This is a genomic window from Sphingobacterium sp. UBA7631, from assembly GCF_002483935.1.
Classification (GTDB): domain Bacteria; phylum Bacteroidota; class Bacteroidia; order Sphingobacteriales; family Sphingobacteriaceae; genus Sphingobacterium; species Sphingobacterium multivorum.
In genome coordinates this window covers 338,695-359,288 of sequence record NZ_DLIX01000005.1, presented here as the reverse complement: position 1 = coordinate 359,288, position 20,594 = coordinate 338,695, and the positions used below count along the sequence as shown (strand labels likewise).

Genomic DNA, 20,594 nt, shown 5'->3' with positions numbered 1-20,594 from the left:
ATCGATAGGATAAAACGGCTTTTTTATGCCAATACATCTTGAAAAGCTATTGTTTTATCGAAGATAGCTTTCGCATAGGGACAATTTGGGATAATTTTGGCGTCATTCTTTCGGGCGTAGTCAACAGCCTCCAGTACCAATTTTTTTCCCACACTCATTCCCTGATACTCGTCGTAGACTTCTGTATGATCAATGGAGAACTCATGATCGTTTTGCCAGGTATACTCTAAAATTCCGGCTTCATTATTTTCAACTTCTGCAATAAAATTGCCTCTTTCGTCCCTTTCGATGTTTCTTATTTCCATAGTTTTTTTTAAAAGTAACGTCTAAATGATCTTTTTGTTTTATGGAATTTCTCAATTTTAGTATTGCAATTGGGTTTATCTATTTGCGAAAGGATGCGAGAGTATAGGCTCTTATTCACAATTGAAGGTTAAACTCACCGCTAGTCAAACTATCGTTTGCTCTAGGGGCGTTCACAAAAAAAATACGCATAAAACTATTACCTATAGATCGAGCTTAAAATCAATAACGATGAACTCATGCTAAGTTGATATCAGCATGAATACAAACGCTTAATAGACATTTTCTGAAGAATTTTTCTTATCTTTGCAAATATCTCCTTAGTATACCTCGCATTTTTATCTTTTCAATGAAGCTCTAAAGGTCCGTAACCTCTTCGGGAACATTTTATTTTAATCCATATTGAATGAGCAAAAGCCAAATTACATTTAACAAAAAAGAACGAGAAAAAAAGAAGCTACTTAAAAAGCAACAAAAAAATGAGAAAAAAGAATTCAACAAAACAAACAATGACAAGGGAAAGTCATTAGAAGAATTGTTTGCCTATGTTGATGAATACGGAAATATCTCAGACAAACCGCCGGTAAAATTGAAAGAAGGTGAAACTCCGACATATAACGCTTCTCCTCAAGAAGACTATTCTTTTGGAAAGGTTGTTCATTATAATACAGAGTCCAATTACGGTTTTATTAGGGACAACGAAACGCAGCAATCAATATATTTCAATGATCGTCTCGTCGGTCAGAAACTAAACCTCAACCAAAAGGTGAAGTTTAAATTCAAAAGTGCAAAACAAGGTGCGCAAGTAACCGAGGTTTTGATTGAATATTAGCACGCAAGAGAACACTTGGAAAATCAGGTGTTAATAATAAGGTCCTTTGTTTGATATCATCGTGATTGGCGTCAAACAAAGGTTTTTTTTTGCTTTAAATTGACGGTTTTTGATTTATGTTCCGTCGAGATATTCCATTGTCGAATTTAAAAAGCTTTGTGCGTCAGCTTTTCATCGTTTCGGATTTTTGGAGTTCAAGCTATGCTGTTTTGGGTAGACCGCAAGGAATAGATCCTTTAGACGATTATAGGCAAACTATTTATACCGCATTTTATCCATACCTTCTTTAAAAGGTCGGATCGAACCTAATGGATTTCATTTTGTGATTCCTTTTTCAAGGTGAAAATTGTAACCTCGGGTCTGGCGTTGAATCTGATAGGAATACTGTGTCCCAGTCCTCGATTGATATATAATATTCTGTTTCCGCTTATTTTTTTTATTCCTTGATCATATTTCTTGTTTCGTACAGGTATGATCGGGGAGCCCCAAAATGGAATTCGTACCTGACCCGCGTGTGTATGTCCTGCCAGAATCCAGCCAGTGTAACCATTCCAGACATTGAGGTCTGCGGCATCTGGATTATGGCATAAGACCAAACTGGCTTGCGATTGGTTATACTCCTTCATAGCTTTGATAGGGTTAAAATTCGTTCCCCAAAGGTCATCTATGCCGAATATTCTTAACCCATGGATTGTTATACTTTCATTTCTCAATACGCTGATGTTATATCCTTTGAGTAGGCTCACGATTGAATCTGCTGCAGCACTGTCCCTAAAATTCGTTCCATAATCATGATTTCCTAGGATCGCCAATGTCTGAAGTTTGCCTTTTGGTGCAACTTGCATGACTTTATCAAGCTCAGCTAAGGGTATTTTATGATTAACGAGCCGTACAAAATCGCCGGTGTACACAATGATATCCGGTTTTAATGCTGCGATTTCTCGGAAGGTTCTTTTTATAAAATCTTTATCCACATAGTTTCCGATGTGGATGTCAGAAATCTGGACCAATGATTTTCCGTTCAATACCTCGGGTAAATGTTTTATAGGTAGATCGATCTGTTCATATTTTACCCAATGCGGCTCGATTTTCCAGCTATAAAAACCGATCAATGTACCCATAATAAGTAAGTATAGGGTGATATGCTTTAATTTTCGCTTGTTTTTCATCGCGCTAAATTAGCTTTCCATGTTGATTTATTGATTTGCATATTGAGGCTTTTCCAGGTTTCATCTCCAATTGTTACTGTTGAAATAATATTTTCGTTGATCCGGAAGCCTACGGTTTCATAGCACCGAATTGCATTGTAGTTCCAGTCATAAACGTTTAGATCAGCTATATCATAGTTTCCTTCGGTGAAAAGTAGTTTTAGCAGTGCATTTACGGTGCTTTTGCCATAGCCTTTATTTCGTTCGGAACTTTTTGCAATTAAAATGCGGCAGAGTCTTGGGATGTCTCGTTCGAAGTTTAATTCACAGTGACCAATAGTTTCTGTGGTTGTTGTATCTGTTATTTTAAAAGCGCGGCGCTTCGGGTCTTGTATATATTGTTCAAGTTGCTGATCGCTAAGTGGAAACGAAAAATAAGGTCCTGCAAATTGCAATAGTTCCTCTGCTGATCCAATCCAGGATTTAAAAAGGGGGAAATCTGATCTTTCGAATGGAAGGAGTGTTATCATGCTTATTGTCTATGTTGCTGTTTGGATAGAATACACTCAATTTATAAAATTCTAATGCTGAATCCTAAAGAAGTTACCGAATTTTACGAAATTCGTGTGAAAATTTTTAAGAGTATATTATGCCGCAGCTTATTTTAGATACAGTTATAGAGGCTCCTTTGCCTGTTGTTTTTGACCTGGCGCGTAGTATTGATTTGCATATGTATTCGACAAAGAAAACAAGGGAGAAAGCGATTGATGGAGTGACGACGGGTTTGATCGAAGCAGGACAAAGGGTTCGGTGGCACGCAAGACATCTCGGCATTACGCAAACATTGACCGTGCAGATAACGGCGATGGAAAAGCCTCATTTTTTTGAAGATCAAATGACCCAGGGGGTATTTCATTCCATGGATCACAAGCACATTTTCAAGCAACTTGAAAATGGAAAAGTAGTCATGCGTGATATATTTAATTTCAAGGCGCCGCTCGGAGTTTTGGGGAGATTTGCAGAATGGCTTTTTTTAACGCGCTATATGCGATGCTTTCTCGAGGAGCGCAATCAAGTGATCAAAGAAGTTGCGGAATCAGGAAAATATGGCTCGTATATTAACAAAAGTAGCTTTGTTGGAAAAAGAATAAAGGATTGATCGGCTCAGCTTAGGCGTCCTTAACAACCGTATGAATGTTCTTCGCTAGAAGGTTATAGATTTGTTCGTATCGTGTGTTTAGTGAGAAGGTCATCGATTCGCTGTTGGCTGGATTAAAATCCGATATTGACTGTGAGGTAGCATTGCGTCTTTGTGCTTTTTTCGACATTATCCGTAAAACCTTTTTATTAATGATTTCTTGCTAAAATAACCAAATCCGGTTTTTTCTTCCAAAGCTCTTCCTGTAAAAACTCAAAAGCTCCTTTTTGATTCATGGTAACCTGATGAATTTTGTTGAATTCATTGTAGAAATAGATACGATAGCTGTTAGGTCCCCGGTAATTTCTGATAATTTTTGTTTCAATACGATGGATTTGATGAATAGCGATCCGTTTATTTCCGATCAACGGAAAGAATAAAATCTCATTTTCACAAAAAAGATAAGGAGCGGCAACGGCAAAAAAGTGCATGAGTCGTCTATTGTACTCCTGGTAGACTGCTATATCATGATCGTTTAGTCGCTGTAGCGCATTGATGAATTTTTGATTTTTAATGTAAGCCATCCAGCACAATATACCGAACGCAAAACCTAAATAAATAAAAAGAACAGATAGGGTAGGGAGTGATTTATAGAAAAACGAGAGCTTATCTTCACTGGCTGACCATTTCGAAAAAAAGGCAAATAAGAAAAAACCGTAACAAAAAGCAAACATAACCAAGAAAATTCCAATAATGACATTACGGGCTTTCTTCATCTTTATCCGTTCTGCTTTTAAGAATGATCTCACTAAGGTGTCTTTATTCATGGTCTTTTTGAAAAATTTAAAGATAATAAAAGCGTTTGTTATGTTCTTTCCGAATTTGATTTTAACGGTCTAGGGTAGTTTTTTTATGATGTATAGCTTTATATAATCCATTTTACTTATTTATTTTAAAGGTTTTTATTCTCATTTTTTTTATGAATTTGCCACCCTTCAACTCCTGAAGTTTTTTACTGGGTCCATAAAGTTCTAGCGCAGATAAGATGTTGTCTGAGTCGTTTTGAGCCCCTCTGTGTTCTTCTTTTTTTGTAGAGGTGAATGTGGTGCTTTGCAGAAAGTTGTTATCTTAAATCGATTAAGAGGGGGGTAGAATTGGATAGCATGACTCAGAATGGTGATATAGAGTGTCCCGTTGATTGCAAGTCAAGTACTCCTCATGGGTACTTCGACAGCTGTGTTTTTAAGGTTTACCCATAGTTAGGCGGGAAAGCTGTTATTAGCCGTTTTAAGCGATTTTGTAAAGATTATATGCATTTGGGTGGTTATAGATAGATTTTGTCCTATATCGCATAAAAGGCTTGTTAAATCGCATGTTTGCTTGTGTTTATGAGATGGGGCGCAAGTGGAGCTTACGCTGGTCAATTGAACCTGCTCTGGCGCCCATTTGTTTCGAGGCCTTTTTTGTCTGCGGTTATCATTGACATATGTCTTGTCGCACATGTTATTTTCAGCCTGCATAAATCAAGCGCGAAGATACAACGATATTTACCTGTTTGACTTTTGCGTAAATCGGGGCTGTATGGTTCTTCACATTGTGGCTGTACTTGAGTAAGAAAAAGGTGTGGATAAAATTTTATCCACACCTTTTTTTATTTAAAATAGCTCGTTAATGGTGTTATTTAATGCTATTTTTTTTGTTTATATAAATTACATAATTTATTGTTAATTAGAGTTTAAATTGTTATTATTTTTAATAATATGATTCTTCCAGTAAAAATAAGAAAAGATGGTGTTGTAGTCAGAGAATAATCCTCATTTTTTGTGTTTAACCCAAAGGAAAGCTATGCAAAGAGGGCAATTATTGCCCAGTGATCGGTCAGATAGATGCCTGATTGCTGCGCTCAATAGGACTGTTTAATTAGGAAATGAGCATTATTTACAACAGGTTATATCGAGGCGGTCGAGCCTCTGCCAGATCGGTTTTCCTATAAGCGTAGTTTCACCCTAAAAGGTCGAATTTAGGGCGATTTTAGGTCTTCTGTGGAAACGAATGCTAAGATGTCTAAAATTCTTTTTTTACACTTTTATTTTTTTTTATAAACCTATTTTTCAGGTGTTTATTGTGTGTTATATGGATTTAATATTTATATATTGAAAAATGGAATTTATGCGCACTTCTTTACTTTTTGTAAAGGGGCACAGCTGGAAAATAGCAGGAAGAAGCGGAAGATTTGGCCTATTAATCTGAGGAATTTGTCCTGGTTTTATCGGGTTCGATATGGCTTTTCGTTAATAGGATTTTTCCCTTGATAAGATCATCATTGAATTGGCCGACTGTTGTTTTTTGAAGCATTTCTGAAAGGTTATTGCGTATGCTTTTGAACTCATGATGCAAGGGACAGGGATATTGTTCGGAGCAGAATTCAAGCCCCATGCCGCAGCCGACAAATAGACTTTCACCGTCGATCGCTTTAACGACCTCGGATAGTGGTGTGGACATATCTCCGCTGTCGAGGTAAAACCCCCCGCCAGGTCCCTTCATGGATCGAATGATACCTGCCCGGCTTAGATTCTGTAGTATCTTGCCTAGAAAAGCCTCTGGAGAATGGATACTCTCTGCTATTTCTTTTATGCTCACGCGTTTATTTTCTTGGGAGCTTTGTGCAATAAAAAAAACTGCCCTTAGTCCATATTCACATGTTTTAGAAAAAATACCCATAATCTCTTTTTTGCTTTTTGCAAATGTACAAAATCAAAAATAGCCATCCGCAACGATTAAAAATTAGGGATGACTATTTCATGAAATAGGGCAGTGCAATTAATTTAGTTGCAAAGATGCCGGACCAAATTCTTCAAAATGAATGTTCTCAGCGTTGATGCCCTGATGGGTTAAATATTGGAAGTGCTTTTTGATAAATCCTGCAGGGCCACACAGGTAATAGTTTGCCTCCTGTGGAAGATAAGAAGCATCTATTTTAGCGAGATCAACCCAACCCTCAAGAGCGTCAGTGTCCATACCCTGCGCTTCGTCATAGAAAGAAAAGCTAGTCATGTTTTGATGTTGGCTCTCCAATGTTTTTACTCTTTCTTTAAACGCATGTAGATCAGGGTTGCGGCAACCATGGATCCAAGTGATCGGTTTGTCTTCTTTCTTGTCCGCTAGATGCTCTAACATGGCCATCAATGGGGTCTGACCAACGCCGCCACTGATAAATACATGTGGTTTGTCACTTTCGACCAATTGAAAGGAGCCTGTTGGTGCTGTGAGTTCCAGTTGTTTTCCAACCTCAACGTATTGATGTATATAATTACTCACCATACCCTCAGGTTTTCCTTCCGCGGCTTCTCTTTTTACCGAAATCCGGAGGTATTCGCCGTTACTCGCATCGGAAAGACTATATTGTCTGGGTTGATAAAGGTGTAATTCGGGAAGAAATACACGTACACTTACATACTGGCCTGCCTCGTGTTTTGGAAGTCTTCCTTGATCTGTTGGCTTGAGATAAATAGACTGAATCTCATCGGTCTCGGCTACCACTTTTATAATGGTGAATGGCTTCCAGCCCGTCCATCCGCCGTCGCTCTGGATCATCTGATTATACATATCCTTTTCGACTCCGACCATCAGATCTGCTAGCTGAAAATAGGCAACTTCCCAGGCTTCAATCAGTTCTTCTGTGGCAGCAGCCCCCAATACTTCCTGAATGGACGCCAATAAATGCTTCCCAACAATCTGATAATGCTCCGGACGAATATTGAGGCTACTGTGTTTTTGTCCGATATGTTTCACTGCCGAAAGAAGGACTGCTGGATTCTCAATATGCTCCGCATAGGCTAATACTGCTGTAGCCAAAGCCGTTTGTTGTCGCGCATTTTGTTGGTTTCCCATATTGAAGACATGTTTAAGCTCCGGATTGTGGTCAAACATACGTTTATAAAAATAACTGGTCAGCGCTACACCATGTTCGTTTAAAACCGGTACAGTACCTTTGATTAACTCTTTTTGTGCTTCAGTAATCATAATAAAATATTTAAATACCTTTTTATCTTTTATTTGATCAGAATAAAAAATGAAAAAATCCACTCGCTGTGAGGAATCTTATAACCTTGATAGGGTTCATTTGCAAATGACTATCGTTTACAAAAATAGAGAATTATAATAAAAGACAAAAATATCTTTTATTATTTTTTACTGCTTGTACGGACAATCATCCGGTCGATTTTAACGACAGTCTTGTTCACAGTGGACTACTCCCAGGTTTTAAGGTTTTTAGGATAAAATGTCCATTCAGGGGTTTTTATAATATCTTGGTCAATATCGTACCAAGGACTAAGCTTGCTGTTGTTCCAATTGTTTAAAATTTGTATTTCTTGGGCTGGCATGTAGCTTTGTGCGAGTAGTACAATTGTTTTTCCAGTGCTGTCCTTGGCCAGATCAACTACAATGATTGCATGGCCAATAGGAGATCCTTTTTGGATAAAAGTATCTCCAATCTTAACTTCTTGAGTCGTTTTTACACGGGGCAGCTCATCATGTAGTGAAGCCGTATTTGCATAGGCAAAAATATATTCCAAATATTTCCAATAGGTTGGGTAGGCGTAATCTCCTTTTGCGTAGTTTGTAAATGTACGGGGTTTACCGTCTGAAAGGAAGTTGAATTTGATATCCTTGTACCGCTTTTGTTGGTATAAGTAATCTGCCCTGAGCCGCATGACAGCATCCGCGCATTGGTGTAAATCGCGCTTTCCGATGTCCAGCTTTACAACACTGTTGTAGATGTTATTTCTAGGTTTAATTTTTCCATTGTAATAATGTACCTCCCTGTCGATGGGGTACAATGGAAGATTTTCAAGGAAATTTCCAAATTCTTCAGTCCGGTAGTTTGCTCTTTTAAAGCCTTCCGGCAATAAAATGCGTGATTTGACCGTCATCCCAGTGGGGTTAATAAACTGGCTTCCGTCCGTTCGCGCTAGATCCGCAGCGACCGAGTCGAGCACTTGGGCTTTTGGTGCAGCCACATTCGGTTGTCCACAGCCAATGAAAACCTGACACGAGAGGAGTGGAATGAGTACATATATGGATCTCATATAAAATTTTCTGAGCTAGTGTATTGCGTTTATCGAATATACTTAAATCTAGATATAATTCGAAACATAAATCATTTGAGAAAATTAAGAAATTTTTAAGCTACTCATCCGCTTTTTGGATCATTTTCTGATGTAGCTTAGCCGAAGTTAAAAAGAATACGATTATGTCAGGAAAACAGATTTTTCAGACGTCAAGCAAAAAGCGCTGGTACGCTTTTTCATGGATGAGCAGCGCATTGGTGATAGGTTTGATCATTGGTGTGATATGTGTGGTTTATACATTGGGAAAGATTCAGATTCCTCCTTTTCCAACCATTAATACCAACACAGCATTGACCGAAAAGTCCACCGCCAGATTAAAAAAATCCAAACAATTCAAGGAGTTTACCATTGTAAAATCCGAATTGGAGAAGATTAAACGTGACCGTGAGCTGAAGCATTTGAAACATATTGGTACCAAAGACAGGATCAATATGGGCTTTTATGTCAGTTCTTGGTCTAATGAAGTTCGTGAACAGTCTTTATCTGATTTACGCCGAAATATAGGTCATTTGGATATGGTCGCCATGGAGTCCTTTTTTACGGTACCTAATCAAGATACCGTGGTCGATAAAGCGGATACTGCTGCGCTTAAGGTGATCCATCAATATAAGCGTAAAGCAATTGCGCAGATTTCCAATTTCAGTGGTAACGATTTTGATGGGCAGACTGTAAAGGCTATTTTGCTTAATCCGGATAAACAACAACGTTTTATAGACGACATCCTTCTTAAAGTGAAGCGTAATGGTTTTGCAGGCATAAATATCGACTTTGAGAATTTACAGTTGGATGACCACCAGCCATTAAACGATTTTATGGCGCATATCTATACCGTATTTCATACAGAGGGCCTGCTTGTCACGCAAGATATCTCGCCTGAAAATGATGATTACGATCCCATTTCCTTACAAAAATACAACGATTATATTATTTTGATGGCTTATGATCAGCATTCCATTGAAAGTAATGCTGGGGCCATTTCACATCAGGCATGGGTTGAAAAGAACCTGGATGAACTTTGCAATAAGATCGATGCAGACAAAGTGATTTTGGCTTTGGCATGTTATGGATATGACTGGCCGAAAGATCGGGTGGGCAAAACGTTGACGTATGATAACGCCGTTATCTTGGCGCATAATTACAATGCTAAGATTACTTTTGATCCCCAATCTTCCAATCTCAACTTCAGCTATACAGATGGTGCGGGGATGCGCCATGATGTCTATTTTACCGATGCCGCAACTTATTTCAATCTCATCCGCAAAGCCGATGACTGGGGCCTTGCAGGCATTGCTCTTTGGCGTTTGGGAAGTGAAGACGCTCGTTTATGGTCGTTTATTTCCAGATCATTGAATCAAGAAAATTTGAAAAAAGAGCCTTTTGACTTTCGGAAAATAAGTCAGATCAATGTAGGAGGGATTCAATATATTGGCGATGGGGAAATTTTGGATTTGGTCAATAGCCCGGCTCCTGGGGAAGTTAAATTTACTTACGATCCATCGACGCTAATGATTCAGGACCAAGTATATGTAAAAACACCGAGTAATTACGTTATTAAGCGCTTTGGAGAAAGAGACAAGACGGTGGTGCTCACATTCGATGATGGGCCTGATCCGACATATACGCCACAAGTATTGGACATCTTAAAAAAAGAACGTGTTCCGGGAGCTTTCTTTCTTGTGGGTGTGATGGCTGAGAAAAATATGGATCTGGTCCGTCGCGAATACCAGGAGGGACATGAAATCGGTAACCATACTTTTTTTCACCCCGATATGTCCACAATAGGGCCAAATCGTGTTAAGTTCGAGTTGAACGCCACCCGAAAGATCATTGAATGTATAACCGGTCATAGTACAATTCTTTTCAGAGCTCCTTTTAATGCGGATGCCGAACCACAGACAGTGGCCGAAATTCTGCCCGTGGCCCAGAGCCGTAAAGAGAACTATATCAATATTGGCGAATACATCGATCCCAACGATTGGTTACCTGGCCGTACAGCAGATGAAGTCTATAAGGAAGTGATCAAACAACGCGATAACGGGAATATTATCCTATTACATGATGCTGGAGGAAATCGAGAAGCGACCATAGCCGCCTTGCCACGTATTATTCATTATTTTAAATCTCATGGATATAAATTTGCAACGATTGGTGATTTAATGGGCAAAAAACGAGATGAATTGATGCCACCTGTTGAAAATGCTTCCGATTCGGGATTTAGTGGATCTTCCAACCGCTTGTTCTTAGGAACATTGTTTTATGGTAACATCTTCTTGAATCTGGTTTTTTCCATTGCCATTGTATTGGCAATTTTTAGAACAGCAATGATTGCTTATTTGGCAATCCGGCAAAAACAAAAAAGTAAAAAAGAGCAATCTCAATTGGTTTTGGATCCTCGGGAGAAGGTAAGTGTGATCATTCCTGCCTATAATGAGGAAATAACCGTGTTGGCAACTATAAAAAGCCTGTTGAATTTGGATTATCCCAATTATGAGTTGATTTTTGTTGATGATGGATCGAAAGATAAAACTTTTGAGATGGTCAGTAAGGTGTATGGCGATCATCCTAAAGTAAGGTTATTTACAAAACCAAATGGAGGGAAAGCATCTGCGCTTAACTATGGTATCGAGCAATCCGATGCTCAGTTTGTGCTCTGTATCGATGCCGATACTCAACTGAAGACAGATGCGTTAAAGCAGTTGATGAAATATTTTAACCAATCTCAAGTCGCTGCTGTCGCAGGAAGTGTTAAAGTAGGAAATGTCCATAATATATTGACACATTGGCAATCGATCGAGTATATTACTTCACAGAATATGGATAGGAGAGCTTTCGATTTGCTCAACATGATATCGGTCGTACCAGGGGCAATTGGCGCCTTTCGTAGATCTGTTATTTTGGAAGTGGGTGGATTTACAACGGATACATTAGCGGAAGATTGTGATCTAACCATGCGTATATTAAGAGCGGGTTATACCGTGCGAAATTCATCTGAAGCAATCGCTTATACGGAAGCACCAGATACGGTAAAAATGCTCTTCAAGCAGCGTTTCCGTTGGAGCTTTGGTGTGTTGCAGAGTTTTTGGAAAAATAAACAGACCCTGTTGAATCCCAAATATGGCTATTTTGGTATGGTCGGAATGCCTAATATTCTGATTTTTCAGATTATACTTCCTTTATTTGCGCCCTTGGCCGATATTTTTATGTTATTCTCTCTGGTGAGCGGTCTTTTCTCCCTAAGCGAGGTAAATGGTATCAGCTGGACAGGAATTGCAGGATTATTTTCACTGCATAACGGTTTTGGTCAAGTGATGTTTTATTACTTCCTTTTTGTATTCGTGGATATGTTCTTTGCAGGCATTGCCTTTAAAATGGAAGGCGAGAAGCTTAGCAATTTAATTTATTTGTTTCCGCAGCGTTTTTTCTGGCGTCAACTGATGTATTTCGTTTTATTCAAGTCTGTCAGAAAAGCGATTAAAGGTGAATTAAATACTTGGGGTACCTTGAAACGGACAGGCGGGGTGAAAGAGGTAACAACAAGTGCATAGAAATTGTGACTTACACGAGTTAGGCGGTAGGATCCTTCTTGTAATCCTACTTTAGGATTGCTATCGCCTACCAAAAAGTATACAGAGATTTTTAATTGAGCTTGAGAATAGGTACTTTCAATAAAAATAGAAACGACATGAAGATACTTTCCGCTCAGCAGATAAACGGGATTGATAGTGAAACCTTAAAGGATCAGAAAATTAGTAGTCTTGACCTAATGGAACGAGCTGCAACAGTTGTTTTTGAGGAAATTAAAAAGCTTCATTCACGATTGGAGCAAAGTACCTTTTATATTTTTTGTGGTAAGGGAAACAACGGCGGCGATGGTTTGGTGCTGGCGCGTCTGTTGGGTCAACAACAGGCCCAAGTCAAGGTTTATTTAGTGGATGTTAAGGATTACTCCGTAGATAATCTTACCAATCAAAAGCGTTTACCCAATCATATGATTCAAAAAATTGCAGCGGAAGACCAGATTGATATTCCTTCCGATGCAATCGTACTGGATTGCTTGTTTGGATATGGATTAAAGCGGGCACTTACAGCTGACTGGAATGGTATAATTTCCAGTATAAATGGATGTGGTGCAACAATCTATTCGATCGATATGCCTTCTGGGCTGCTGGCTGATGAAAAGACAGCTACAGATGTTCCCATTGTAAAGGCAGATATGGTATATACCTTTCAGTTTCCAAAGATAGCCTTGCTAATACCCGAAAACCAATGGTATGTAAAAGACTTCAAGGTATTGGATATCGGTCTTAGCCAACGTGCAATTGAATTGGCAGAAACCAATCTGTTTTATGTCGACGAGTCCTTCCTTAGGTCCTTTTATCGACAACGAAGGAGATTTGATCATAAGGGAACATTTGGTCATACCCTGATTATTGGCGGAAGTAAAGGTAAAATGGGGGCTGTTCAGCTTGCGCTAAAAGCGGCTCTTCGAGCGGGTTGCGGTTTAGCTTCAGCTTATGTACCTAACTGCGGTAATACCATTTTACAGACTGCCGTGCCCGAAGCGATGGTGATGACTGATCCCCAACAAGATTTCATTAGTCAATTCCCCTTATTGACAGGTTATCAGTCAGTGGGTATCGGAATCGGGATGGGAACAGCATCCCATACAATTGATGCGCTAAAGGTATTTATAACTCAGGTTAATGATACCCCTTTGGTATTAGATGCTGATGCTTTAAATATTCTTGCCCGCGAACCAGATCTTTGGGCCTCTGTTCCAGCGCACAGTATATTAACACCCCATCCCAAAGAACTTAGCCGGATATTGGGTGCTTGGCAAGATGATTTCGAAAAGATTGAGAAAGTGAAAGCTTTTGCGCGTAAACATCAGTTGTACCTGTTAATAAAAGGGGCAAATAGTGCAATGGTTATGCCTGATGGGCTCGTTTACTTCAATAGTACAGGCAACGTGGGCATGGCAACAGGAGGCAGTGGCGATATACTGACAGGGATTATTACCTCCTTGCTTGGACAGGGCTATTCTTCTAAAGAAGCTTTAATTATGGGGGTATATATCCATGGGCGCGCGGCAGATATTGCAGTTAAGACGATTGGTGCCTATTCCTTATTACCTTCGGATACCATTAATCATCTTTCCGACGCATTTATCTCATTAGAAAAAGGATTATGATAGATTGGTACATTGAACAAGTTTTTGCCGCCCGGACCTGGAAACTTCGAAAAGAGGTTTTCGCTCTGGAAGGTAAGTTGGCCGAGGTGATGTTGGAGGGCGATTTTGAAGCGACGCATTTTGCCGCCTACGACGGAAACGAAGTAGTAGGCGTGCTGAGCCTGATTAGTTCAGGTGATACTTATACAATCCATTTCCTCGCTATTGCTCCACATGTAAGACTGAAAGGTGTAGGCACAGCATTATTGAAACATGCGCGACTATTTATCGATACGTTCGGTGGTAAAATGCTCCAAGCCGAAGCGCCCTCTGCACAGCAGCATTTTTGGGAAAGTAATGGTTTTGTTCCTATAAAACAAAAGGAGGAGCTCATGATCACGTATTCATTACCGCTAACCAATGATCTCATGCCCGAGAATGAGCCATGAGGTAGGTTATGGTTGCACACCGGTGCTGCTCCTTGTGATCCTTACGGATTTTCAGCATAGGTGATCCGATCCGCTTCGGTAATGTTACGTATAACCCGGCACGGATTACCTGCAGCTACGACGTCCGCTGGAATATCTTTTGTGACGACTGATCCAGAACCAATGACCGAATTCCTTCCGATTCGCACGCCGGGATTGACGACAACCTGTCCACCGATCCATACATTATCTTCGATTACGATAGGCAACGCAAACTCCCAACCTTGATTTCTTGCTTCAAAATGGAGGGGATGGCCGGCTGTGAAGAGGCTTACATTTGGACCAAATAATACATTATCACCTATGGTAACTGGTGCACCGTCTAATATTGTACAATTATAATTGCTGTAAAAGTTCTCACCAATAGCAATATTGTAACCATAATCGCAACGAAAAGGAGGTTCGAGAAAGAATCGAGTTCCCGTCGATTTAAAAAGTTTTTGAATAATCTGCTTTCTGAATTTCAGGTGTTTAGGCTCCGAATCGTTAAACCGTTTAAGTTCTTCTTTTGCGTATTGTCTTTCCTTAAATAATTGCCCCTCCGAATCGATATAGGGAAGGCCGGCAATCATTTTTTCCTTTGCTGATTTCATTCAATGCCCATTTTTCCGCAACAAACTTAGATAAATTGATTTTTAAATGCAATAGCAATCTACGCCTTGTGAATCTGGGTTATTGAGTTTTCTTTTTTTGCATAATCAATGGCCCTTGTTTTCAACTAAGCATAACCAATGGATACCCTGTTTCCATCAAATGGGCTGCGTTGCAGCGCCAAGTTTTGTAACAGGAGCTTATCTACACAAGGTGGTTTAGCACCTTCTTCCGATTTAATTCATTGCAGTTGTGACAAACAATTTTCCTTCGAAAAGCATTTAGATAATGGACACACGTATGCTACTGCCTTCGTCGTAGCTGTATTCAAAATTATTATTTCAATGAAGATCGCTTATATAAGTACTTACTTGCCCAAAGAATGTGGCATCGCCACTTTTACATCGGATTTGTTGCATGCTGTTGCGTTGCATAATCAGGAATTAACACAGCACGTTTTTGCTGTCGCTGACCGGGACTATGATTATCCCAGTGAAGTTGTCTTTAAAATAGACCAGTATGATCAATTGTCCTATATTGAAGCAGCCAACTATATTAATGAACATGGCTATGACTGTGTGATATTGGAGCACGAATATGGCATCTTCGGTGGTAATAGTGGGATATATATCTTATCGTTGATTAACGCATTGCATATTCCATTGTTAGTTAATTTTCATACCATTCTTGAGAAACCGAATGTCGATGAAAAGGCTATTCTCATTGAAATTGTAAAAAGGGCTTCGATTGTAATCGTCATGAGTAATTATGCGGTTACTTTACTCAAATCCATTTATAGGGTCAATACCACGAAAGTTAGACTGATACACCATGGTGTGCCCGAGTTTACCTTGGAACATGAACTTGCAAAGCTTAAAAAAGGTCTTTCTGGCAAGAAAGTGTTATTGACATTTGGTTTCCTGGGACGCAACAAGGGCATCGAAATGGTGATTGAATCCTTGCCTGAAGTCGTTAAAGATGAACCAGATCTGTTGTACCTGGTCGTTGGCAAAACACACCCTAATGTGTTGGCGCATTCGGGAGAGGAGTATCGGGAGTATCTAGGCAGTCTCGTGGAAGCTTATCAGTTGCAGGAGCACGTCCAATTTGTTAATTCCTTTGTGAGCCAGGCCGATCTGGTAGAGTATCTTTGTGCCTGTGACGTTTATGTCACCCCTTATGTTAATGAGGCGCAGATTACGAGTGGAACGTTATCTTACGCCATTGGTGCCGGAGCTGCGGTGGTCTCTACGCCTTACTGGCACGCCAAGGAACTGCTGGCTGATGGAAGGGGGGTATTGGTCGAATTTAAAAATTCAGCCAAGATGGCTGAAGCGCTTAAAAACTTGTTTTCAAATTTGGATTATCGTACCACCTTGCGGGACAATGCCAGTGCATTTGGAAAGGAGCTCACCTGGAAAAATATTGGCCTCCGGTATACACGGATTTTAAATAAAATCATACCTACCTACGACGGCCTTAAAGAAAACGCAGGATTTAGTAAAGATGAGATGCCTAAATTCAGCTGGAAGCATATCGATAGGTTGACCAATCAGGTCGGTATCTTACAGCACGCAACTTATTCTTTGCCCAATTATAAAGAAGGCTACTGTCTCGACGATAATGCGAGGGCACTTTTACTTGCTTTATTAGCCCAGGATAATTTTGCTGATAAGAAGTTAGACCGCCGTATTTCCACCTACCTGAGTTATATTTATTATCATCAGCGCGAAGACGGTCTTTTTCATAATTTTATGGATTTCCAGCATAATTTCTTGGATGAAGTCGGTTCGGAGGATTCCTTTGGACGAACGATATGGGCCCTGGGGGTGCTTCTTCGTAAAACTAAATTAACCAGTTATTATCAATTGGGACACGAGTTATTTTTTAGAGCTGTGCCGAATTTCGGTCAGTTGCGCTCCAACCGGGCGATAGCGTATACTGTGCTGGGAATTGCCGAATATTTGCATCATCAATCCAATGACGAGGTCATGATAGAGCTGATGCGGACGCTTATCGGCAAACTTGTGCGGGAATACGAAGCGAGTTCAGATGAACACTGGCAATGGTTTGAATCCGTATTGGCGTATGATAATGCAATATTACCTTATGCGTTTTTGACTGCATATCCTTTTTTAAATGATGAGACAATAAAACAATTGGGGCTAACGACATTAAAGTTTCTCGAAAGCATTACGATCCAAAATGGTGCGCTTTCGTTGGTTGGAAACCAGGAATGGGCCAAGCAGGGCAAGCATGTCAGCAAGTTTGGTCAGCAGCCGCTCGATGTTACAGCCATGGTATTTATGTATCGCGAAGCTTTTCGACTGACGAATAAAAAGGTTTATTTTACCCGAATGATAGCCTCATTCCGCTGGTTCTTGGGCGAGAATGATCTTAGACTCGGACTCTACGATGAGGAAACCAAAGGTTGCTGTGATGGACTGGAGGCTTATGGCATCAATAGAAACCAAGGGGCTGAAAGCACCCTCTGTTTCTATTTGGCCTATATTGTGGTTTCTCGTGCCTTTAATGATAGCGATCAGGATTCAAGATAGCCAGCAATAAGTCTTCAAGCTTGATGGTGGCATAAGTCGACTCATAATCAGACATTGCATACGGTAAAATGAGGTGTTCATTGTGGACCAGAGCACCGCAGGAATAAATGACGTTTGGTACATAGCCTTCCCGTTCTTCATCGTTTGGGGTCATCAATGGGCTATGTAGTCGTCCAATTTCAACATGGGGGTTGTCCAGGTCCAGAAGGGAGGCCCCCAAAACATACTCGCGCATCGGGCCCACGGCATGGGTCAGGATCAGCCAGCCATATTGAGTTTCAATCGGTGAGCCACAATTGCCGATCTGGACAAATTCGTAGGGATATTCAGGCTCTTGAATGCGGATTGCCGTTTCCTGCCATATGTTGATATTGTTGGAGTAAGCAATATAATTGTTTTCACCGTCAATGCGACAGAGCATGGCGTAGCGGCCATTTATTTTTCTTGGAAATAGTGCCGCACCTTTATTGGCAATTTCACCATAGATGGGTTTCACCTTAAAATGATAAAAATCTTTTGTGGTGAGCAGTTTAGGAAGGATACTAAATCCGTCGTAGGCTGTGTAGGTAGCATAATAGATGCTCTCATTCTTCTCAGTTTTGAACTGGACAAAACGGGCGTCTTCTATCCCTCTTTTTTCTGTGTCGGCGAGCGGAAATATCACGCGTTCCGAAATGGAAGTGTCCAATGAAAAAGTCATTTCATAATGCGAGGAAGCGAGCCAGAGCGCCTGTTGTAAAAATGTCACATTTTCAAGATTTTCTTCACTCTCCCGCCGCACTTCATCGATGTACCGCTTAAGTTCCTCATACGTAAATGTCTCCGTTAGCTTTTCCTCGAGTTTGGACTTAACTTCCGTTGGTTCCGCATGTAGCTCATTCATCTTCTTTAAGAAGGACTCCTTGTGATACCGGTGGTTTTTAACTTGCATGGGTTTATCCAATAGATTACCGATATAGTCGATATGGATATTATTGTCGACATCCAAGGTGCCCGAGCGAAAAACGATCGAAGAGACATGACCTTCTCCGGTGGCCCTGAAGCTTAAAATAACCCGTTTTTCACCTTTGAATAATTCGGTCTGATCCGGATGTTCGATAATGGAGGGATTAAATAACGCTGCCGATTCAATGGAATATTCCATGGTAAAGTAAGAGCCGATCAGCAACTTGTCGATATGACTTAGCTTCTCCTTTGAAAATGGAATCTTCTCCAAAAGGTGGCTTACCCTGTCAAAATTCCGTTCAAAGATATGGGCAATGCTGCGATGTCTTTTCGTATAGCTTCGTAAAACCTGTCCAAAGACTTCTTTCCGTTCCGACTCGTTAAGGGATAAAATGCGCCTGATAATTTTTATTGTACGGTCATCGCCAAGGAAAAAAAAACGTGCGAGAACTCTTTTCTTATCCGGTTTAAAGTAAATATCCTTTCGTTCAACTTGTACTGGTTTATGCATAATTTTATGTTCATGTTTACACATTTATTAGAACGATCAGCGATTGTCTTTTGTTTTATTCCCCGGCAATAATCAACGGATATCTGATAAAAATCGAGTAACTTTGGCCAAGGAAAAATTATAGATATGATTGATAATAGTTTAGATCAGTTAGAACCAAAAGCAATTTGGAAAAATTTCGCAGCATTGAATGCGGTCCCCAGAGCTTCAAAAAAAGAAGAGCGCGTGATTGCCTTTATGGTAGACTTTGGTAAATCCTTGGGTTTAGAAACAAGCGTTGATGAGATTGGTAACGTGCTCATTAAAAAATCCGCTACTCCGGGAATGAAGGATCGCAAAACGATTGTTTTGCAGTCGCATTTAGATATGGTGCACCAAAAAAATAACGATACTGTTTTTGACTTCGATAATGAAGGTATTAAGATGTACGTTGATGGCGATTGGGTAAAAGCAGAAGGTACCACTTTAGGGGCAGATAATGGTCTTGGCGTTGCGACAATCATGTCGATTCTGGAATCATCCAGTATTGTACACCCTGCTATTGAAGCTTTGTTTACCATTGATGAAGAAACAGGTATGACAGGAGCTTTAGGTTTAAAAGGCGGTGTACTTTCGGGCGAAATCTTGCTCAATTTGGATACAGAGAATGATACTGAAATTGATATTGGCTGTGCCGGCGGGATTGATGTGACGGCAACGCAGTCCTATAGCGCAGAACCTTGTCCTTTTGATATGCTATCTTTTGAAATTACCGTAAAAGGACTACATGGGGGGCACTCTGGAATGGATATTCATAAAGGTTTTGCCAATGCCAATAAGGTAATGAATCGCCTGCTCTATAGAGGCTATGAACATTTTGGATTGCGTATTGCGTCGTTATTGGGTGGAAGCCTCCGCAACGCCATCCCGAGAGAAAGCGTTGCCAAAGTGGTGGTGGTTAAGGATAAAGCAACTGACTTTGTTCAGCAGCTAACACAATTGGCTCAGGATATTAAATCGGAATTTGCAACGACAGAACCAGCTATGGAAATTGTGGTGAAGCAAACTGATGCTTCTTATGCTACAGTCGTTCCCGTAAACGTGCAGGAAAACTTGATCAACAGCGTTTATGCGGCCTTAAATGGTGTATATCGTGTGAGTGCCGATTTTGAAGACTTGGTAGAAACCTCCAATAATATTGCCAAAGTAGAAGTAGGCGGGGAAAAGGTTTCCATCAAATGTCTAACCAGATCTTCTGTTGAAACTTCTAAATTTGATTTAGCCCAATCGTTACAGGCAGCATTTGAACTGGGCGGTTTTAAGGTAGATTTTTCGGGCAATTATCCCGGATGGGCTCCTAATCCGAATTCTGAAATTTTAGAAGTCCTCAAATCCATTTATACGAGACAACATGGCGAAGTTCCGGAAGTCGTGGCGTGCCATGCCGGATTGGAATGCGGTATCTTGGGGACAAACTATCCTGAAATGGATATGATTTCTTTTGGACCAACAATCTTAGGGGCGCACTCGCCGGCAGAGCGTGTCTCCATTTCTTCGGTGCAGAAATTTTGGAGTTTTGTGCTTGATATTCTCAAAGAGATCCCCAAAAAATAAGTCGCAACAGCAGACGGTTGCATTATTTCTGAACGACAGGCCATGAAATCAAAGTCATCGGCGAGTAAACAAAAACGGGTATGGCTTGAGCTATACCCGTTTTTGTTTGTATCATTTTTTCATTTTTCTTGCAAAAAATGAAAAATATCCTTACTTTCAGGATGAAAAAATGATTTAATAGACCA

The 20,594-nt window shown here is 40.2% G+C and carries 16 protein-coding genes; 7 read left to right on the top strand and 9 right to left on the bottom strand.

All coding sequences use genetic code 11. The annotated features are described in order from the left end of the window. Nucleotides 1-23: 23 nt before the first annotated feature. Nucleotides 24-305 carry a GNAT family N-acetyltransferase gene (locus tag B3P16_RS10075; RefSeq protein WP_070565582.1) on the bottom strand — a complete coding sequence of 94 codons (282 nt, stop codon included), beginning with the start codon at nucleotides 303-305 and terminating at the stop codon, nucleotides 24-26. Between the two features lie 404 nt (nucleotides 306-709). Between B3P16_RS10075 and B3P16_RS10070 the strand changes: the two genes are divergently transcribed. After that, nucleotides 710-1,135: a cold-shock protein gene (locus B3P16_RS10070; RefSeq protein ID WP_070565580.1), complete on the top strand. Its 426-nt coding sequence runs from the start codon at nucleotides 710-712 to the stop codon at nucleotides 1,133-1,135. A 305-nt stretch (nucleotides 1,136-1,440) separates the two neighbouring features. Here B3P16_RS10070 and B3P16_RS10065 read toward each other — a convergent pair whose 3' ends face one another. Both B3P16_RS10065 and B3P16_RS10060 read right to left on the bottom strand, forming a co-directional pair. After that, entirely contained in the window at nucleotides 1,441-2,304 is an 864-nt protein-coding gene (locus tag B3P16_RS10065; RefSeq protein ID WP_201638993.1) for a metallophosphoesterase, read from the bottom strand. Beyond that, nucleotides 2,301-2,813, bottom strand: coding sequence for a GNAT family N-acetyltransferase (locus B3P16_RS10060; protein ID WP_201638994.1), 513 nt, complete (start codon nucleotides 2,811-2,813; stop codon nucleotides 2,301-2,303). The genes B3P16_RS10065 and B3P16_RS10060 overlap by 4 nt, the downstream gene beginning before the upstream one ends. 119 nt (nucleotides 2,814-2,932) lie before the next feature. Between B3P16_RS10060 and B3P16_RS10055 the strand changes: the two genes are divergently transcribed. Continuing rightward, nucleotides 2,933-3,442 carry an SRPBCC family protein gene (locus tag B3P16_RS10055; RefSeq protein WP_201638995.1) on the top strand — a complete coding sequence of 170 codons (510 nt, stop codon included), beginning with the start codon at nucleotides 2,933-2,935 and terminating at the stop codon, nucleotides 3,440-3,442. Nucleotides 3,443-3,630: 188 nt separating this feature from the next. Here the strand turns inward: B3P16_RS10055 and B3P16_RS10050 are convergent, their stop codons facing one another. The 4 genes from B3P16_RS10050 to B3P16_RS10035 form a co-directional block, all read right to left on the bottom strand. Further along, a complete protein-coding gene (locus tag B3P16_RS10050) occupies nucleotides 3,631-4,248 on the bottom strand; it encodes a hypothetical protein (RefSeq protein WP_115050734.1) in 618 nt (205 codons plus the stop codon). Between the two features lie 1,414 nt (nucleotides 4,249-5,662). Continuing rightward, a complete protein-coding gene (locus B3P16_RS10045; RefSeq protein ID WP_070565571.1) occupies nucleotides 5,663-6,142 on the bottom strand; it encodes an RrF2 family transcriptional regulator in 480 nt (159 codons plus the stop codon). A 99-nt stretch (nucleotides 6,143-6,241) separates the two neighbouring features. Beyond that, entirely contained in the window at nucleotides 6,242-7,444 is a 1,203-nt protein-coding gene (gene hmpA / locus B3P16_RS10040; protein ID WP_236560227.1) for an NO-inducible flavohemoprotein, read from the bottom strand. Between the two features lie 227 nt (nucleotides 7,445-7,671). Next, a complete protein-coding gene (locus B3P16_RS10035) occupies nucleotides 7,672-8,511 on the bottom strand; it encodes a DUF4846 domain-containing protein (protein ID WP_201638996.1) in 840 nt (279 codons plus the stop codon). A gap of 164 nt (nucleotides 8,512-8,675) precedes the next feature. On the opposite strand from B3P16_RS10035, the gene B3P16_RS10030 reads away from it, so the two are divergent. The 3 genes from B3P16_RS10030 (at nucleotide 8,676) to B3P16_RS10020 (ending at nucleotide 14,172) form a co-directional block, all read left to right on the top strand. Continuing rightward, nucleotides 8,676-12,098: a glycosyltransferase gene (locus B3P16_RS10030; protein WP_201638997.1), complete on the top strand. Its 3,423-nt coding sequence runs from the start codon at nucleotides 8,676-8,678 to the stop codon at nucleotides 12,096-12,098. Between the two features lie 137 nt (nucleotides 12,099-12,235). Then, on the top strand, nucleotides 12,236-13,744 hold the full coding sequence (locus B3P16_RS10025) for an NAD(P)H-hydrate dehydratase (protein ID WP_201638998.1): 1,509 nt from the start codon (nucleotides 12,236-12,238) through the stop codon (nucleotides 13,742-13,744). After that, complete coding sequence (locus tag B3P16_RS10020) at nucleotides 13,741-14,172, top strand: GNAT family N-acetyltransferase (RefSeq protein WP_286842814.1); 432 nt, start codon at nucleotides 13,741-13,743, stop codon at nucleotides 14,170-14,172. The genes B3P16_RS10025 and B3P16_RS10020 overlap by 4 nt, the downstream gene beginning before the upstream one ends. Before the next feature lie 41 nt (nucleotides 14,173-14,213). Here B3P16_RS10020 and B3P16_RS10015 read toward each other — a convergent pair whose 3' ends face one another. After that, nucleotides 14,214-14,804 (bottom strand): sugar O-acetyltransferase, encoded by a 591-nt coding sequence (locus B3P16_RS10015; protein WP_201639000.1) that lies wholly within the window; start codon nucleotides 14,802-14,804, stop codon nucleotides 14,214-14,216. A gap of 342 nt (nucleotides 14,805-15,146) precedes the next feature. Between B3P16_RS10015 and B3P16_RS10010 the strand changes: the two genes are divergently transcribed. Next, nucleotides 15,147-17,360, top strand: coding sequence for a glycosyltransferase family 4 protein (locus tag B3P16_RS10010; protein WP_201639001.1), 2,214 nt, complete (start codon nucleotides 15,147-15,149; stop codon nucleotides 17,358-17,360). Here the strand turns inward: B3P16_RS10010 and B3P16_RS10005 are convergent. Continuing rightward, nucleotides 17,332-18,816: a glycoside hydrolase family 130 protein gene (locus tag B3P16_RS10005; protein ID WP_070565560.1), complete on the bottom strand. Its 1,485-nt coding sequence runs from the start codon at nucleotides 18,814-18,816 to the stop codon at nucleotides 17,332-17,334. The two genes, B3P16_RS10010 and B3P16_RS10005, sit on opposite strands and share 29 nt — an antisense overlap. Before the next feature lie 126 nt (nucleotides 18,817-18,942). Between B3P16_RS10005 and B3P16_RS10000 the strand changes: the two genes are divergently transcribed. Then, complete coding sequence (locus tag B3P16_RS10000; RefSeq protein WP_286842813.1) at nucleotides 18,943-20,409, top strand: aminoacyl-histidine dipeptidase; 1,467 nt, start codon at nucleotides 18,943-18,945, stop codon at nucleotides 20,407-20,409. The last annotated feature ends 185 nt before the right edge of the window (nucleotides 20,410-20,594 follow it).

Bases quoted from the DNA above. Each gene is read 5' to 3' on its own strand.
- B3P16_RS10075 (WP_070565582.1), bottom strand. From the start codon at position 305: ATGGAAATAAGAAACATCGAAAGGGACGAAAGAGGCAATTTTATTGCA.
- B3P16_RS10045 (WP_070565571.1), bottom strand. From the start codon at position 6,142: ATGGGTATTTTTTCTAAAACATGTGAATATGGACTAAGGGCAGTTTTT.
- B3P16_RS10005 (WP_070565560.1), bottom strand. From the start codon at position 18,816: ATGCATAAACCAGTACAAGTTGAACGAAAGGATATTTACTTTAAACCG.
- B3P16_RS10025 (WP_201638998.1), top strand. From the start codon at position 12,236: ATGAAGATACTTTCCGCTCAGCAGATAAACGGGATTGATAGTGAAACC.
- B3P16_RS10065 (WP_201638993.1), bottom strand. From the start codon at position 2,304: ATGAAAAACAAGCGAAAATTAAAGCATATCACCCTATACTTACTTATT.
- B3P16_RS10070 (WP_070565580.1), top strand. From the start codon at position 710: ATGAGCAAAAGCCAAATTACATTTAACAAAAAAGAACGAGAAAAAAAG.
- B3P16_RS10050 (WP_115050734.1), bottom strand. From the start codon at position 4,248: ATGAATAAAGACACCTTAGTGAGATCATTCTTAAAAGCAGAACGGATA.
- B3P16_RS10010 (WP_201639001.1), top strand. From the start codon at position 15,147: ATGAAGATCGCTTATATAAGTACTTACTTGCCCAAAGAATGTGGCATC.
- B3P16_RS10000 (WP_286842813.1), top strand. From the start codon at position 18,943: ATGATTGATAATAGTTTAGATCAGTTAGAACCAAAAGCAATTTGGAAA.
- B3P16_RS10035 (WP_201638996.1), bottom strand. From the start codon at position 8,511: ATGAGATCCATATATGTACTCATTCCACTCCTCTCGTGTCAGGTTTTC.
- B3P16_RS10055 (WP_201638995.1), top strand. From the start codon at position 2,933: ATGCCGCAGCTTATTTTAGATACAGTTATAGAGGCTCCTTTGCCTGTT.
- B3P16_RS10030 (WP_201638997.1), top strand. From the start codon at position 8,676: ATGTCAGGAAAACAGATTTTTCAGACGTCAAGCAAAAAGCGCTGGTAC.
- hmpA (WP_236560227.1), bottom strand. From the start codon at position 7,444: ATGATTACTGAAGCACAAAAAGAGTTAATCAAAGGTACTGTACCGGTT.
- B3P16_RS10020 (WP_286842814.1), top strand. From the start codon at position 13,741: ATGATAGATTGGTACATTGAACAAGTTTTTGCCGCCCGGACCTGGAAA.
- B3P16_RS10015 (WP_201639000.1), bottom strand. From the start codon at position 14,804: ATGAAATCAGCAAAGGAAAAAATGATTGCCGGCCTTCCCTATATCGAT.
- B3P16_RS10060 (WP_201638994.1), bottom strand. From the start codon at position 2,813: ATGATAACACTCCTTCCATTCGAAAGATCAGATTTCCCCCTTTTTAAA.